Annotated in this window: 16 protein-coding genes and 1 riboswitch; of the genes, 3 read left to right on the forward strand and 13 right to left on the reverse strand. The window is 47.9% G+C overall.

Features of this window, described 5'->3' with window-relative positions; all coding sequences use genetic code 11:
* Positions 1–28: 28 nt before the first annotated feature.
* Positions 29–571, forward strand: coding sequence for a hypothetical protein (locus AB1L17_RS15000; RefSeq protein WP_412845618.1), 543 nt, complete (start codon positions 29–31; stop codon positions 569–571).
* A 247-nt stretch (positions 572–818) separates the two neighbouring features.
* Here the strand turns inward: AB1L17_RS15000 and AB1L17_RS15005 are convergent, their stop codons facing one another.
* The 3 genes from AB1L17_RS15005 to AB1L17_RS15015 are packed head-to-tail and all read right to left on the reverse strand — an operon-like array spanning position 819 to position 3,232.
* Positions 819–1,559: an ABC transporter permease gene (locus AB1L17_RS15005; protein WP_412845617.1), complete on the reverse strand. Its 741-nt coding sequence runs from the start codon at positions 1,557–1,559 to the stop codon at positions 819–821.
* Positions 1,560–1,571: 12 nt separating this feature from the next.
* Positions 1,572–2,321, reverse strand: a complete 750-nt coding sequence (locus AB1L17_RS15010; protein ID WP_412845616.1) for an ABC transporter permease — start codon at positions 2,319–2,321, stop codon at positions 1,572–1,574.
* Positions 2,321–3,232: an ABC transporter ATP-binding protein gene (locus AB1L17_RS15015; protein WP_412845615.1), complete on the reverse strand. Its 912-nt coding sequence runs from the start codon at positions 3,230–3,232 to the stop codon at positions 2,321–2,323. The genes AB1L17_RS15010 and AB1L17_RS15015 overlap by 1 nt, the downstream gene beginning before the upstream one ends.
* A 155-nt stretch (positions 3,233–3,387) precedes the next feature.
* Between AB1L17_RS15015 and AB1L17_RS15020 the strand changes: the two genes are divergently transcribed.
* Positions 3,388–4,101 (forward strand): response regulator transcription factor, encoded by a 714-nt coding sequence (locus tag AB1L17_RS15020; protein WP_412845711.1) that lies wholly within the window; start codon positions 3,388–3,390, stop codon positions 4,099–4,101.
* The gene (locus tag AB1L17_RS15025; protein ID WP_412845614.1) at positions 4,102–5,493 is read left to right on the forward strand and encodes a sensor histidine kinase; all 1,392 of its coding nucleotides are present in this window, start codon (positions 4,102–4,104) and stop codon (positions 5,491–5,493) included.
* Positions 5,494–5,561: 68 nt separating this feature from the next.
* On the opposite strand, the gene AB1L17_RS15030 is transcribed toward AB1L17_RS15025, so the two are convergent.
* From AB1L17_RS15030 to kapB, 10 genes are all read right to left on the reverse strand, one after another.
* Positions 5,562–6,542 carry a phosphotransferase gene (locus tag AB1L17_RS15030; RefSeq protein ID WP_412845613.1) on the reverse strand — a complete coding sequence of 327 codons (981 nt, stop codon included), beginning with the start codon at positions 6,540–6,542 and terminating at the stop codon, positions 5,562–5,564.
* A 13-nt stretch (positions 6,543–6,555) separates the two neighbouring features.
* Positions 6,556–7,590, reverse strand: coding sequence for a glycosyltransferase family 4 protein (locus tag AB1L17_RS15035; protein WP_412845612.1), 1,035 nt, complete (start codon positions 7,588–7,590; stop codon positions 6,556–6,558).
* Between the two features lie 562 nt (positions 7,591–8,152).
* Positions 8,153–9,184, reverse strand: a complete 1,032-nt coding sequence (locus tag AB1L17_RS15040) for an ABC transporter substrate-binding protein (protein WP_412845611.1) — start codon at positions 9,182–9,184, stop codon at positions 8,153–8,155.
* A complete protein-coding gene (locus tag AB1L17_RS15045) occupies positions 9,181–9,939 on the reverse strand; it encodes an ABC transporter permease (protein ID WP_412845710.1) in 759 nt (252 codons plus the stop codon). Before AB1L17_RS15045 ends, AB1L17_RS15040 begins: the two co-directional genes overlap by 4 nt.
* Positions 9,939–10,721: an ABC transporter ATP-binding protein gene (locus tag AB1L17_RS15050; RefSeq protein WP_412845610.1), complete on the reverse strand. Its 783-nt coding sequence runs from the start codon at positions 10,719–10,721 to the stop codon at positions 9,939–9,941. Before AB1L17_RS15050 ends, AB1L17_RS15045 begins: the two co-directional genes overlap by 1 nt.
* Positions 10,706–11,386, reverse strand: a complete 681-nt coding sequence (tenA, locus tag AB1L17_RS15055; RefSeq protein ID WP_412845609.1) for a thiaminase II — start codon at positions 11,384–11,386, stop codon at positions 10,706–10,708. Before tenA ends, AB1L17_RS15050 begins: the two co-directional genes overlap by 16 nt.
* A gap of 7 nt (positions 11,387–11,393) precedes the next feature.
* Complete coding sequence (locus AB1L17_RS15060; protein ID WP_412845608.1) at positions 11,394–12,689, reverse strand: acetylornithine deacetylase; 1,296 nt, start codon at positions 12,687–12,689, stop codon at positions 11,394–11,396.
* The gene (locus tag AB1L17_RS15065) at positions 12,682–13,452 is read right to left on the reverse strand and encodes a thiazole synthase (RefSeq protein ID WP_412845607.1); all 771 of its coding nucleotides are present in this window, start codon (positions 13,450–13,452) and stop codon (positions 12,682–12,684) included. The genes AB1L17_RS15060 and AB1L17_RS15065 overlap by 8 nt, the downstream gene beginning before the upstream one ends.
* A 5-nt stretch (positions 13,453–13,457) precedes the next feature.
* Positions 13,458–13,661 carry a sulfur carrier protein ThiS gene (gene thiS, locus AB1L17_RS15070; RefSeq protein WP_412845606.1) on the reverse strand — a complete coding sequence of 68 codons (204 nt, stop codon included), beginning with the start codon at positions 13,659–13,661 and terminating at the stop codon, positions 13,458–13,460.
* Positions 13,662–13,866: 205 nt separating this feature from the next.
* Positions 13,867–13,977: riboswitch (TPP riboswitch) on the reverse strand.
* A 41-nt stretch (positions 13,978–14,018) separates the two neighbouring features.
* Positions 14,019–14,402: a kinase-associated lipoprotein KapB gene (gene kapB / locus AB1L17_RS15075; RefSeq protein WP_412845605.1), complete on the reverse strand. Its 384-nt coding sequence runs from the start codon at positions 14,400–14,402 to the stop codon at positions 14,019–14,021.
* Between the last annotated feature and the right edge of the window lie 3 nt (positions 14,403–14,405).

The raw sequence follows: 14,405 nt of genomic DNA on the forward strand, positions 1-14,405 counted from the left end.
GACTTTTGAAAGGGAGGAATTCGGTTCCATGCTGTATCGACTGCTGTTATGCCTATCTCTTCTCTGTATCTTTTCATTCCCTGTACATGCACAGACCGACATGGGCCGTGTCCAAGTGGACGCCTCAACCTTCCCTTCTCTTGCGGAGCTCGTCAAAAAGTGCGACCTGATCGTCATTGCTTGGGTAGACAGTGCCCATCAAGCGTATCCAACTGGTCGTACCATCCCCCAAGGCAAAATCGTGAACTACACACAAAGTCTCCAGGTGAAAACCACCATAAAAGGCACGTCATCCAGATTATTAACTGTGGTTAGCACTGGAGTCGAGCCGCTTCCCGATGCTTCCAGTCCACTCAACTTACAATATCCTGGACCGCTGTCGGAGGGAAATTATTTATTGTTTTTACGAAAAGTGCGCGGTTCACAGCTGTACAGTACAGCCGGTATCTGGCAAGGCGTATATCCCATTTATGAAGGAAAAACAATTGCCCTCACAAGCGCCGGCTTTTCCGAGTTAAACCAACTGACGCAAGAGGAAGTCGTGCGAAAAATAAAAGCAATCTCTCCTTAATACTACAGCAAAAAACCGCTCTTCCTTCCGAGCGGTTTTTGACTTCCCCCACTGTGTGCTGTTTAGTTTCGCATTACATAGATGAAAATCACCATAGACACAGCACAAGCGAGAACACTGAGAACAAAGCCCCAGATGACCCATTTGCTATTGGTTTTGTTAATGTGTTTATCGTCCATGGAAAATTCTCCTTATTCAAGCATTCAACCTCTCTATTATAAGGTTGTTTAACAGGAAAGGGAAACGGTTATTGTGACATGACATCTGCTCGGATAAGACGACGAATCCCAAGCGCACAACCGCCCGTCACAAACAATACGCACATGACCACAAACGTCCCAAGCTCCCCTACTGTCATACTATCTTGACTAAGCACACCCATCCCAATCGTCAATAGTGACTGCGGAAAAAACAACCCGAGCCCAGACACATACAAGCCCAATCCTATAAACACAGAGCATACACTTATGCCAACTGGTAAAGCAAAGCTCTGTATCCGCATGGAAAGCCATAGTTGAAAGACAATGATAGTGAGCGAAGCGAGCCAGCCTCGCATGATCCATCCAAACACTTCAGGTGGAAAGGTAAAATGTGCGGGGAGTCCAGCTACGAATCCAGCACAAATATAGAGTGCGAGAAAGAATAGCTGCACGAAAAATATGAGAATGCTGACCATCATTACCTTGGCGAGAAAAACTTGAGATACCGCTACGGGTGCTGTCAGAACTATATTCCAGTTGCGATTTACATGCTCCAGTCGACATACGAACGCACAGCAAATCGCGATAAGAATCGGCAAGAAAAATTCACCATAGAACAAGCTCACCTGCGTCCATAGACTGTACCAGCCATTTCGCAGGATCGCTTGATTCATCCAGTAATTCGCGAAGCCGATCAGCGTACTCAAAACGGGAAGCACCAGCAATATTAGCCACATCCGAGAGTGACGCAGCTTTCCCCATTCAGCTTCCAAACATCTTCGTAGCATACGAGATCCTCCTTATACGTCTAGCCGGGATACGTGAATGCTCCCTGCCATATAAAATGCGATGCCCATGAGCAAAACGATGATGGGTACATGTGCGCCGATTTCGCGTGTCGTAAACAGGATCGTTTCATTTACGAATTGATACGTAACAGGCGAAAAATCTACGTAGTACGACCAGATGAAAAGGCGTCCTACTTGTGGCGGAAACAAGCTTGCTGTCATTCCGATGAAGCCCCCGATCATCCCTAGACTTAGACTGAACGCCTGATTTTTGATAGCAAGAGAAACCCATTGCTGCAGGGCGATCACCACCAGATTCGTCAGCATAGCCCCTGCAAAAAAGCGAGTCATGAGCGCAATGGGGACGGGCTCTGTTAAGCCATAGCCAATGCCAAAAACAACGATAGCCAATGCCTGTAGCAATATGGCAAACACCATCAAAACAGCCGCACATATAAATTTTGCCGCATAAATCGATTTTCTGCTGACAGACGCAGCCATCAATTGTTTCCATGTACGACCTTTGTGCTCCATGTCGCCAATCCGTGAAACGATGACAGCCGAACCGATGGGCAGGAACAAGCCGTTCATGGCTGAAATCGTGACCAATATGGCGCTCCACGAGGCTGCATTCGGATCTTTCGTCATGGAGCTACTGACAGCCATAAATCCCCATGCCAATTCGACGCCCAACAGAATGGCAATCATAAGAAACAAATGTTTATGCCGAATTTTATAAAACTCCAGGAGTAGAATCCTCACTATAGACTCCCCTCCTTCCCCGTGAGCGATAGGAAGATACTCTCCAGGCTTTTTCTGTGCTCTTCAATCCGATAAACGTCAATCCCCGCCATGATCAGCGCCCGATTTGTCTTCGCTACCTCCCTATCCTTCATGCCTTCCAATACGAGGAAGCCGTCTTGCAGACTCGGAGATAGCTCTATGTCATGAAGAACGCTTCTCGCTCTTTCATTATCTTCTGTTTTGATTCGGACACGAGACTTGCTATTCCGCTGCAGCTGCTCCATACTCCCTTGAAACAACAGTTTTCCCCCGTGAATAATGCCAACGGACGTCGCCACGTGCTCGATTTCCGAGAGCAAATGACTAGAGAGCAATACCGTCATCCCATAAAGCTGTGGCAACGATTGAATCAGTTCTCGTATTTCTCCGATTCCCGCAGGGTCCAGCCCGTTTGTCGGTTCATCAAGAATGACGAGCTTTGGAAAATGCAGCAAAGCCATAGCAATTCCGAGACGCTGTTTCATTCCGAGAGAATACTGGTCTACCTTTTTATGTTTTTGCTTTTCCAAACGGACGATCTGCAAGGCTTTCTCTACCTGTTTGTCCGGGACATTGCGCAGGCGTTGCATGACGCGCATGTTTTCGAGACCGGTAAGATGTCCGTAATAGGACGGCGACTCTATCAAGGAACCCGTCTGACTCAAAATCTCAAGTCGATCACTATTGAAGTCCTTTCCAAATACAGAAACGCTTCCTTCTGTCGGCTTGACTAATCCTAACAGCATTTTGAGTGTTGTCGATTTTCCTGCGCCATTTGGACCAAGGAAGCCATATACCTCGCCTTCTCCTACCGCAAGATTCACTTTATGAACGGAATACGTCCCCCCATATCGCTTGGAAAGGTCTTGTGTACTGATCACTGCATTCATGCCTCACTCACTCCTATCTGTTGTTCTCTGCTACCAAATCATAGAGTCCCAACCCTTCGATAAGCTGACAGGAACCTTACGACAACCTTAAATTGATTCATGAAGGGTAGAACACACAAACAGAGCGAGTATAATGAATACGGGTGATCTGAATGATGGAAGAATGGAAGCAAAAAAAAGTGCTCATCGTGGAAGATGAGCTAGAAATTAGAAGTATGATCGATGGATTTTTGCGAAAAGAGGGATTCTCTCGCATTTTTCATGCGGGGAGCTGTAGAGAGGCGTTAGCTGTATGCGCTTCGGACAAGCCTGATGTAGCGATCCTGGATGTCATGCTGCCTGATGGCGATGGGTTTGAGCTATTGACCTCGATTCGCCGTTTCACGCAAATCCCCGTCGTTTTTCTCTCCGCCAGAGGGGAAGATGAGGATCGGTTACTCGGACTCGGTCTAGGCGCTGACGACTATATTGTCAAACCATTTTTACCACGCGAGCTCGTTCTTCGGCTCCTGGTCATATTGCGGCGAGTATACGCCCCTCCCCAAATCGATCGCCAGCCCGTTTTTCAGCTTGGTGACAGTACGATTGACCTGGAAGCCGCTATCGTTACAAGAAATCAAATGGAATACTCTTTGACTGCCAAAGAACACGCACTCCTCCGTAAGCTCTATGAAAATCGGGGACGAATTGTCACGAGTGATGCTCTCTGCCAGTCCGTCTGGGGCGACGATTACTATGGGTATGAAAATACACTTATGGTGCATATGCGGCGCATTCGCGAAAAAATCGAGCCCTGTCCTTCATCACCGGAGTATTTGCTGACTGTAAGAGGGCTCGGGTACAAATTGCTAGTAAAGGAAGAGTCATAGATGGATGGAGCTGCACGAATTTTACGTCGTTATACGGGTGCTTCTGTCTTGATCGCCGTCTTCTTGCTTATCGTCAATTATGTGATTCTGGGTACATTTGTGTTCAAAGGCATGAATGAGGGATATCCTCCGGTTCACGTCACACAAAGTGTCGCAGAAGGTCTCCACAAAATCGGTGACCATTACGTATTGGATGCAAAAGCACAAGATTGGCTACGAAAGAGCCAGGCATGGGCCATGCTGATCGCGAACAATGGACAAGTCATCTGGAACGAAGCGTTACCTGAACAATTACCTCGTACCTATTCCCTTGCTGAGGTAGCGCAGCTCTCGCGAAATTACTTGCAGGATTATCCTGTTTTTGTTTGGGAGCATGAGATGGGGCTGATCGTCGTAGGCTACCCGAAGGACAGTCTGGCCAAATACCAGTTTCATTTTCCCATCAGCTGGATTAGTGACCTGCCATTTCGATTACTGGCTTTAGTGATTGGGAATATCCTCCTCGCCGCTCTTCTCTCGCTTCTCATCGGCTCTCGTCTCATTCGAGCCATCCGTCCACTGATTAGCGGGATTCACGCCCTGGCAGAAGAGCAGCAGACACAGGTCGAGGCAAAAGGAATGCTCAGCGGGATCGCCAGGAGCATTAATCATGCGTCAAAGCTACTGCAAGAGAAAAACGATCTACTTAAGGCGAGAGATGAAGCACGCTCGAACTGGATAGCTGGAATCTCCCATGATATACGCACACCTTTATCAATGGTGCTCGGGTATGCCAGTGAACTGGAAGAAAGCGAAGAGGTTCCCTACGAACAGCAGCAAAAAGCGAGCATCATTCGAAAACAGGGTGAAAAGCTCCGTTCCCTTGTCAGCGATTTGAATCTCGTCTCCATGCTCGAATACGAAATGCAGCCTCTCCATACGAAAACGATTCGCACCTCGACACTCGCCCGTCGAATCGTCTCAGATTTTTTGAACAACGGTTTGCCGGAAGCTTATACCATCGAGCTAGATGTAACGACAGAGCAATGCTTCGTGATGGGTGATGAAAAACTTCTCACCCGCGCCATCACGAACCTGGTTCAAAACAGCATCATACACAATCCTGATGGCTGTCACATACTTGTGCAAACCACGCTGTCACCAGATCAGCAGCACGCTTGTCTCATTATCGCAGACAACGGCAGAGGCATCGCAAAACACTTGCTTCCAGACTTGCTGGAATTGCCCTATTCGTCCAAAAGAAATACCCCAGTTCACAATGGTCATGGATTGGGCCTGCCGATGGTTGCTCGTATTGCCGCCGCTCATCATGGACGACTTCAGTTATCAAGCGACACAGGTAAAGGGATGACCGCAGAAATATGTCTGCCCCTCTCCTCACAGCCTGAATAGAAAATAAGTGTGAGTACCGGCTGCAGATGAGGATAAGCATCTGTCAGCTTTACTTGTTTTTATTTCGGTCAAAGCCGTAAATCACGTATTTTTTTCTTATCAATTTCTATAGAACGTTTTAATTCTTCGAACGTGGTGGGTCCAGCGGTTTTTCGGTTGTACTTCCTCGCCAAATCAATCACCTGATGGGGAAAAACCTGATCGATGAGTAGAAGCTCTTTCTCATTTTCAGTAAGTTCGCGTACTTGTTGGTAGGTGTTTAAAACCATTTCGAATCTCTCTAGAGACCAATCCTGCAGAGCGTGGTTCATCCATGTTATTAATCGAGAGAGATCCCATATGGGTAGGGATATGCTTACATTATCTAAATCGATAATCGTAAGCTCACCGTTATTGTCGAGAAGGAGATTTGCCTGAGAGTAATCACCGTGTCCAAGGAGAGGGTCAAGACGAGCTAACTTTGCCAAATTGGTAAAGCCAGTGTGGGGCAGGCGTTCTATCACCCATGTGCATCGCTTCTGAAGCCATGAATAATGATCGAAAAATAGTTGAAAAAACGGGTTACTGTCTGATCGAGCCATCAGTGAAATCTCGTTTAAAAATTTTATTCTTTTTGAATAATAGGAAGGCCAGTCAAGATTTGACTTGACCGAGTTGGCTTGAGAGACAAACCCTCGAGATCTCTCGTGAAAGATAGCAAGCAAGGTTACGATTCGTTCAGTCATATTCGGTTCCTCATAGCGTGGCACTGCTCCCTTTACCCATGGAAATAGCAATAAGCAACCATCTTTAAGTCTGACAAATGAGTCACCATATATCGTGGGCAATACAATGATTACGGGTACCCCCATTTTTGCTAAGTATTTGCTCACTTCAGCAATCGTTGAAGCTGATTTTTTCGCTACGAACTTGAGGGCATAGTCGCCTTTTTGGGTGGTAACTCGCCAAACGAGCCTGTCACTTCTTTCCGTGATCATACATATCTCTTTTTCAGTTATGCCATATTCTTTGAGGGCCTTGTCTATCACTTTCTCACTGACAATTGACATTTGTTCATCCCCCTCAGAAATTATCCTCCAATCGACGAATACAATGTTGCCAAGTAATCTGCTTAATAGTTTCAGCTCCTGTAGTACCCATAAGTAAAGAAAGTGCTCGATCGTTGTATAGAAGATCGATTGCCTCGGCAAAAGCTTTAGGTTCTGAAGGTAGTACTTTACCATTCATGCCGTCTTGTACAAACTCAAGAACTCCGCCAGAATCAGTGGTCGTAAGAATCGGCTTTGAAGATTTGAAGGCTTCTAAGGTAACCAGCCCATAGTCCTCGTCCACGGGAGCGTAGTAAACACCAAGTGAATTGGCATAAAGCTCAATAAGCTTCTCGTCAGAAACCCACCCCAGGAGTTGAACTCTCTCTTGCAGCTTGCATTCTGCGATTAACTTTTCCAGCTTTGGCCGCTCCATACCATCTCCTACGATATAGCACATCACCCCACTCTTTGTCTGTTCCATAGCCTTGATCAGCAGGTCTACTCGCTTCATGGAGACCAGCCGCCCAACAGACAAGATATAGTCGCCACTGTTACCCGCGTAATGCCTTTCTTCCAAGGGTAGTCCATGATAGAGCAGTTCACTGTCCAATTTGTTAAATGTTTTGAGTCGCTGCTGAACATTTCGAGATACAGCAAATATTTTTTTGGATTTGGCCAGTGCGGTATCTGCAGCCACCACGTATTTTCTTGCTAATTGAGTATCTGAATTCTTGGATGGACCGTATGGTGTATCAAACAAGTCGTAGGCAATCCGAAGCTGGTGGTTGAGGTATACAATTTTATTGGGATGTTGAACCAGCCAGGTTGGAAAACGGAGCGGTATGACAACATCCGCCATTTTGCTTAAATCGAGACTTTCCCAGGGAGTACAAGCGCGGACTAGGTTATCTTTTCTAAACCTCCCGAATTGAAACGGAAAAGTGACGAGTATGGCTTGATGTCCCGCCTCGTTTAATTGTTCAGTCAATTTGGCAGCGAACAACTCGCTGCCACCTGTCACAAAAGGATGTAAGGTATTACAGACTATAATCCTGGTTTTAGCCATACTCTCCCTCTTTCTCTCTTTTTAGGAACAATAATGTATATTTAAGATTAGAATCGATCCAGGGCATCGCCCATCAAACAATTGTCTGTTCTTCGGTTGTAAATGGGTATTCAAGGTGACTTTTCTCCTGAACTATCGCTACGACGTAAAAATCCTGTATCCTAATGACATTTCACTTATTATTCACGGAATTCATACCCATCTGCGAGCTTATGTTTGTATGTAGGATATGACGTTTGTGGGATTTGAGAGACAGGTTCAATCGTACATTTATTTCACCGGATCATTTCCTTTCAATCAGTATTTAGGAGAGAATCAACCAGAGAGTTTGCATTCATGAAAACTCGTGCACATCCTCTTCCTCTTTCCATGAAGGAACTCTATTACTTGAGTAGAAAAAAGCCACCAAAATCTATGAAGTGGTATTTCATAGATTAGGCGGCTCTCAATTTAGTTTATTTACCAATATTTGTCATGTGTGATTACAAGACAATGGTACTACCCCCTAATGAGAGTTGACTCCCAAAAGCGAGCAAAGGAGGTGCTTTTTCATGTTCATTGATTACTTCACGAGGTCGCGCATGATATCTTCAGCCTTGACGTCTGTCGTAATCAGCTTTTCTTTTTTCATCCAATCAATCAAGGTTTGCCACGATTCCGCAGTTTGGTAGCCAAACGGCTTATCTCCCGCATCCATCAACGGAATCAGGATATCCAAGCTCTTGGTCTCAATATCTTCTTCCAACGGGAATTCGCCTGCCTGTTTCGTCAGCAACAGATCGAGTGCCTTTTCTTTGTTGTTCTTCACATAGTCTTGGCCTTTGCCAATCGCACGGAGGAACCCTTCCACAGCCTGTTGTTTTTTGCCCAACGTATCGTCGCTGGTCGCCAATACGAGCTCATAGTAGTCTGGTACGCCAAACTCAGATGGCTTGAAGACATTCACCGAAACACCGTGCTTCTCCAAAATCGGCAGCTCGTGATTGATGTAGCCGCCTACTACTGCATCCACCTTTTTGGCCGTCATCGCTGGCACAATATCGAAGCCGATATCGGTAAATGTTAAGCCAGCATCGTCAGCACCCGCGTGCTTGATGACTTGGCGTACGATCGACTCATTGATCGGAATCGAAGGATACCCGATATTTTTGCCAGCCAGCTTTTGCGGAGTATCGAGTCCGCTATCCTGACGTGTCATGATCACGTTGAGTGGATGACGGACAAGAGCTCCTACGGATACAACCGGAACACCTTCGGAACGAGCCTGGATAAGCTGATGCTGATAGCTGATCGCCAAATCAACCTTTCCCGCTGCTGCCATTTTCAGTGGATCGTTGCTGTCTGAAGGCATTTGCATGGTCACCTTGAGGTTCTCATCTTTGAAATAGCCTTGCTCCTCTGCTGCATACAAGAAGGAGTGTACAGCATTTGGATACCAATCGAGCGCAATCGTCAGCTCTGTCGGCTCCGCTCCTTTTTCAGCAGGGGGTTGCGCTTGGCCTGCATCTGAGCTCGCCTGATTGCCGCAAGCAGCAAGACCTGTTGCCAATGTAAGTGCCATAAATGCTTTCGTCCATTTGTTGAAAGGTTTCATTGTTGTTCTCCTTTGATTTTCATATGCGGGGAAAAATGTCGTTCGATCCGTCCAACCAGCCAGAACAGCAGTATGCCGAGAATCGAGAGTAACAGGACCGAGGCAAAAAGCGCTGGCGCTTGAAAATTACCTGACGCCCGTCTGCCAAAATACCCGAGTCCCTCACTCGCTCCCAGCCACTCCCCAATCGTCGCTCCAGCCACACTGTAGGTCGCAGCTACCTTAAGACCACTGAAAAAATGCGGTAAACTCGATGGCAATTGCAGCTTCGTAAAAATTTGACCATTTGTCGCTCCCATTGTTTTTAACAGCTGGAGCATTTCCTTATCAGTCGAACGAAGCCCATCATACGTGTTGACGACGATCGGAAAGAAAGTAAACAGAATCGTAACGGCGATTTTTCCAGATAAATCATACCCGAACCACAAAATAAAAACGGGTGATAATGCTATTATTGGGATTGTTTGGGATATGACGATATACGGATAGACCAAGCGTTCCACAATCCGACTGCGAATCATCGCAAATGCAAGAGAGATTCCAAACACAATCGAGATCGAGAGTCCCAGCAGCACTTCTTGTAACGTCGCCCAAAGATGCACCCCCACTAACGAGGCACGTAAATCCCACAAAGACACAACCACAGCGCTAGGCGGCGGTAAAATGAATGGCGGCACTCCGAGGAAACGACAAACGGCTTCCCACACCAGGAGAAAAATGGCGATGGAGATGCCAAACCAGAGCCCTCTCCCCATCATGCTTCTCTCCTCAACGGCTTCATCGTGCCTTGGCGCTCCTGACGAAGCAGCTCCCAGATTTGTTCTCGCAATGCCAAAAATCCGGCTTGGTTGCGGCTGCTTGCCGTTCGAGGTCTGCTTACTGGAACGGTGAATTCAATCGGCTTGGTAATGGGGCTCCCTGTCAGCACGATGATACGATCGGCAAGCAAAATAGCTTCGTCGATGTCATGTGTAATCATCAGCATCGTACTGCCTGTTTCCTGCCACTGTTCCATCAGCCACTCTTGCATGTCCATTCTCGTAATCCCATCCAATGCACTAAACGGCTCATCCAGCAGCATCATTTCTGCACCTGAAAACAATGCGCGCAAAAAGGAAACACGTTGACGCATCCCACCGGAGAGCTGGGCTGGATAGCTGTCCGCCCAATCCGAAAGCCCATATCTCGGCAATTGCTGCCTTACTTGCTCATGCGCTTCTTTTTTCGTCATGCCTTTGATTTCTAACGGCAGAGCAGCATTTTCGACAATGGTACGCCATGGCATGAGCAAATCGCGTTGGGGCATATAGCCGACCTGCCCCAAACGATTTTCTACTTGTACACTGCCGAGTCTGATTTCGCCTTGACCCGGCGTAAGAAGACCTGCGATAAGTTGAAACAAGGTGCTTTTTCCGATCCCGCTCGGACCGATCAAGCTGACGAACTCCCCTTTTTCCACACGCAGATCAAAATGATCGAGAATCTGCTTGTCACCATACGAAAAGCTGACGTCGGCGAAAGCTAGTTGTTCTCCCACGGCCACATTTCCTCTCTGTAGGACATGTCCCAGAACATGTACTCCATTTTGGAGGTATTCACAAAATACTCTTCCATTCTAGCCAGCTCTTGCTCGCGCTTTCCTTCCGCCAGCTGATTCATGATGTCCATGAGCCAAATCGCAAGCGCACCGAACTCATCAGAGCTGTACATGCGAACCCATTCGCCATACAGTTCGTGATCCAAGGCCCCTTCTACTTGTGCCAAGCGCTTGCCGATTTCCCAATAGCTCCACGTGCAAGGGAGAAGTGCACTCACCAATTCTGCCAAAGACCCTTGATGAGCGACACGCAACATGTAGCTGGTATACCCCAGCATGACAAACGAAGGCTCTGTTGCTTCCAGTTCCGCGCGGGAGATGCCAAAACGCTCGGCATATTGACGATGCAGCTCCATCTCTGTGTTCAGCGTAGACTCTTGCAAAGCAGCGAACCGGGAGCTCGTTTCCAGATCGTACGCCTTGACACTCGCAATCGCGAACATTTTCGCGTAATCAATCAGGTAGATGTAGTCTTGCTTCATGTAATATTTGAATGCGCCAACTGGCAGGCTGCCATCTCCAAGTCCTGTAACGAAAGGATGTTGATGAACACGCTCCCAGATCGGAGCTACACTCTTTCGCAAACGATCCGTAAAGGTTGTCATGATAGACTCACTCCTTTGCTTCCTTTGAGGTATTGCACCAGGTGGCGATAAAACGGGCCATGATCTGGGCAAAATGAACAAGCTGGTCAGGATCAATCGACTCGTCTACAGCATGCGCATACGTGAGCTCACCAGGTCCGAAAAGCACAGCCGGAATGCCAGCATGCGCGAACCAGCCTGCATCTGTTACAGTCGGCGACATATTGACGACAGGCGCTTGCTTCAATTGACCTTCATAAGCGGATTGCAGCGTGGCCAGACCCGGATGCCCGGTATCCAGCTCCAGGGAAGGAAAGATTTCTCCGCGCTCCTCAATCATGGAACGTCCCCCCCACCGGAATGTTGGTGGATGGTCCCTCAGCCACAGATCGGCAGCTGCCGCACGTCCGATATGATCCTCGATTTCTCGAATGATCTCTTCATACGATTCATTTGGGTAAAAATGAACCGTAATCCATAGAGCGCAACGGTCCGCGATGAACGCAGCGTGACGCCCTCCTTCGATGACGGCAGGATTGATCGTGTTGCTGCCCGCAGGGAAACCGGGATAGGACTTCATAACAGCCCAGTCCCGCTCCAGCTCCTGTAGAGCTGTGATTACCTTTGTCATTTTCTCGATAGCAGACGCTCCACGAACACGTCCACCTGCATGAATCGTCTGTGCGCGCATTCCGTCATGCAGCGTTGTCGGACTCTCAATCGTGATCCAGCCAGTAATGACACCGCCCTGCCCTTGCATCTGCAGATTGCTCGTATCCACAACGACGGCATAGTCTGCCTGATAGCCTCGCTCGATAGCGACCAACGTCCCTGCTTCACCTGCTTCTTCTCCGATGACGGATTGAAAGAGCAGATCACCTTTCAGCTCTAGTCCGTGTTCACGCAGCATTTGGATTGTGAACAAGCTCGCTGCCAGTCCACCTTTCATATCGGCAACACCACGGCCGTACAGACGTCCATCCGTACCATATGACAGCGAAAAAGGGGCATAGGTCCACCCTGAATCGTCTCCAACCTCAGCCACATCGATATGCCCGTTGATAATCAGGCTGTTTGCATGAGTAGAGGCACTGCCTGGTAAGCGACCTACGACATTGTCGTCCCCTGGATAGACCGTCCAGCGATCCACTTCGAATCCCATCGCTTGCAGTCGGTTTGCGATTACAGCTTGTGCTTGATCGCTGTTTCGTGCGGGGGGACTTACCGTCGGATGAGAAACGAGCTCTGCCAATAATGCGAACAGCTCTTCTTTGCGGCTGGCAATCGATTCTACCGCTTCCGTCAGTCGATCCACGCTACTCAATCATCCCTTCAGTCGGGCTGCTCGCGGAAGCATAGCGTTTTTTCGCGATACGGCCAGCGAGGAAGCCTTTGCGACCTGCTTCCACCCCGAGCTTCATCGCTTCTGCCATCAGGACAGGATTGTCAGCGAGGGCGACTGCTGTATTCAGCAAGACACCGTCCGCTCCCAGCTCCATTGCTTTTGCGCAGTCAGCTGGAGAGCCAATCCCTGCATCCACGATAATCGGTACCTTGGCATCCTCGATGATAAAGCGGATGTTGTTTTCGTTGACAATTCCTTGTCCAGAACCGATTGGCGAAGCACCTGGCATAACAGCGTGTACGCCCACTTCTTGCAGACGTCTGGCGAGAATCGGATCATCATTGGTGTAGGTCAGCACGATAAAGCCTTCTTCTACCAAGATTTTCGAAGCTTCGAGTGTACCAATTGGATCAGGCAGCAATGTTTTCGGGTCTCCGATCACTTCGACCTTGATCATGTCACACAGACCAGATGCTTTTGCCAAGCGTGCAATGCGCACCGCTTCCTCAACTGTGTAGGCACCTGCCGTATTCGGCAGCAGGGTGAATTTTTTCAAGTCGAGCTGTTCCAAAAAGTTCGGTTCTTGCGGATTTTCCAAATTCAATCGACGAATGGCAAATGTCAAAATTTCTGCTTCAGACACCTCTACCGCTTTTCCTTGTGTATCCAAATCTGCGAATTTACCTGTGCCCAAAAGCAAGCGGGAGCGAAACTCGTAAGGTCCAATTTTCAATGTATCCATGATGGTCATCCTCCTCCGACAAAATGAACGATTTCTATGCGATCTCCGTCTGCAATCGGTGTTTGTTCGTACGCTTGGCGATCAATGATTTCACCATTTCGCTCAACGACGACAATCTTCTCTTGCAGGGAATAAGAAGCAAGCAAGGCTCGCACTGTTGTGATCTCTTCCGCCAACTCTACTTTTTTCCCATTAAGCTGAACAACCATCGTTTACCTCCTTCTAATGGGGACATAAAAAAACGGCTTCCTCCGCCTGCCTGAGTCGATTCAGACAAACAGAAGAAGCCGTATACCCATCCCAACTCACCGGACGAATGGTATAAAAAAACCATCCGCCTCGGATGGTTGAGTGTGATCTTATCATACGTGCACGCAAACAAGCTTCCTTCGCCTCGAATGCGACACCGTGATACCGATTCCATATACCTCTTCCTCCGCTGGCATGACCCAGGTCAGGTTCAACGGTCAGTAACACACTCGTTACAATCTCAGCCAACGTTGCTCGGCCCCCGTTTGGTAGTAAAGCTATGCAATTGTCGTACATTCGTGTACTACAGTACCACTCTATTTCGTGTTTGTAAAGGCTTCCTTGTGCATCTTTTCCAATTCATTGAGACAACGCTGTGCCCAAGCTGACATTTTCGCAAGCTTCTGCATCTCTTTCTCCATCGCCTGACGCATAGATTCCTTGTAGTCTGGAATCGCGCCATTATAGCGAATAACTCCTTGGACGGGTGTCATGAATTTTTCCATGTAAGAGAGTGCTGGACGCTGGTGAAACAGCGGTACATCTACTTCGTAGGAAGAATGCAAGTCGCCTTGTGTTGGGAATTTGGTTACTGCCAATACTTTTACCAGCAGCTTCGAATCGTGAATTTCCAATACTTCTGCAATATATTCTCCAGTTCTCTGCGCAACGCGAACGATATCTCCCGGATTCCAGTTCATCAC

Origin of the sequence: Brevibacillus jepli (genome assembly GCF_047229145.1) — a bacterium.
Lineage (GTDB): Bacteria > Bacillota > Bacilli > Brevibacillales > Brevibacillaceae > Brevibacillus.

Bases quoted from the DNA above. Each gene is read 5' to 3' on its own strand.
- AB1L17_RS15000 (WP_412845618.1), top strand. From the start codon at position 29: ATGCTGTATCGACTGCTGTTATGCCTATCTCTTCTCTGTATCTTTTCA.
- kapB (WP_412845605.1), bottom strand. From the start codon at position 14,402: ATGAACTGGAATCCGGGAGATATCGTTCGCGTTGCGCAGAGAACTGGA.
- tenA (WP_412845609.1), bottom strand. From the start codon at position 11,386: ATGACAACCTTTACGGATCGTTTGCGAAAGAGTGTAGCTCCGATCTGG.
- AB1L17_RS15030 (WP_412845613.1), bottom strand. From the start codon at position 6,542: ATGTCAATTGTCAGTGAGAAAGTGATAGACAAGGCCCTCAAAGAATAT.
- AB1L17_RS15005 (WP_412845617.1), bottom strand. From the start codon at position 1,559: ATGCTACGAAGATGTTTGGAAGCTGAATGGGGAAAGCTGCGTCACTCT.
- AB1L17_RS15065 (WP_412845607.1), bottom strand. From the start codon at position 13,452: ATGGATACATTGAAAATTGGACCTTACGAGTTTCGCTCCCGCTTGCTT.
- AB1L17_RS15040 (WP_412845611.1), bottom strand. From the start codon at position 9,184: ATGAAACCTTTCAACAAATGGACGAAAGCATTTATGGCACTTACATTG.
- AB1L17_RS15020 (WP_412845711.1), top strand. From the start codon at position 3,388: ATGGAAGAATGGAAGCAAAAAAAAGTGCTCATCGTGGAAGATGAGCTA.
- AB1L17_RS15015 (WP_412845615.1), bottom strand. From the start codon at position 3,232: ATGAATGCAGTGATCAGTACACAAGACCTTTCCAAGCGATATGGGGGG.
- AB1L17_RS15025 (WP_412845614.1), top strand. From the start codon at position 4,102: ATGGATGGAGCTGCACGAATTTTACGTCGTTATACGGGTGCTTCTGTC.
- AB1L17_RS15035 (WP_412845612.1), bottom strand. From the start codon at position 7,590: ATGGCTAAAACCAGGATTATAGTCTGTAATACCTTACATCCTTTTGTG.
- thiS (WP_412845606.1), bottom strand. From the start codon at position 13,661: ATGGTTGTTCAGCTTAATGGGAAAAAAGTAGAGTTGGCGGAAGAGATC.
- AB1L17_RS15045 (WP_412845710.1), bottom strand. From the start codon at position 9,939: ATGGGGAGAGGGCTCTGGTTTGGCATCTCCATCGCCATTTTTCTCCTG.